Genomic DNA, 732 nt, shown 5'->3' with positions numbered 1-732 from the left:
CGGTCATCAACATCGGTTCGGAGGTCTCACTGGCGCTTGCCGGCGTGAACGTGCGCATCGTCGGGGAGGCGAATGCGTGGGCAGTGCGACCGGCGGTGTTCATCTTCAACCATCAGAGTCAGCTCGATCCGATAGTGCTGGCCAAGGTCCTGAGGCAGGACTTCACGGGCGTGACCAAGAAGGAGATGGCCGACGATCCACTGTTCGGACCGCTCCTGCGGTTCGTCGGCGCCACCTTCGTCGACCGCTCCAACACCGAGCAGGCGGTCGCGGCACTCGAACCCGTCGTCGAGACCATCCGGCAGGGGACGTCGCTCGTCATCGCCCCGGAGGGCACACGATCGCTGACACCGGCGATCGGCAGATTCAAGAAGGGCGCCTTCCACATCGCGATGCAGGCCGGTGTCCCGATTGTGCCGGTCGTGATCCGCAATACCGGTGAGATCCTGTGGAAGCACTCGACCCTGCTGCGTCCGGGCACCGTCGACGTGGCGGTACTCGAACCGATCGACGTGAACGGCTGGTCGCGGAAGAAGCTCGGAGAGCACATCGCCGAGGTCGAGGATCTCTACCGCCACACCCTGTCCAGTTGGCCCGCCGACTAGATGTCGAACGAGACAGTGAAACCGGGACGACCGGACGACGAGGAACCGGACGACGGTGCCGCCGACGAGACGGAACCGGATCAGGGCACGGCCGCCGAGACGGGACCGCTCACCCCGAAACGGCGGC

General features: G+C 65.4%; 1 protein-coding gene. It reads left to right on the top strand.

The genetic code is table 11. The features are described 5' to 3' along the window. On the top strand, window positions 1-605 hold a 605-nt coding region (locus R1101_RS0124905; RefSeq protein WP_016935819.1), incomplete at its 5' end, for a lysophospholipid acyltransferase family protein. Between the last annotated feature and the right edge of the window lie 127 nt (window positions 606-732).

It is taken from the genome of Rhodococcus sp. R1101, assembly GCF_000278445.1.
Lineage (GTDB): Bacteria > Actinomycetota > Actinomycetes > Mycobacteriales > Mycobacteriaceae > Rhodococcus > Rhodococcus gordoniae.
Note: the sequence above shows the minus strand (reverse complement) of the source record. Positions and strands in the feature narration are given on the sequence as shown.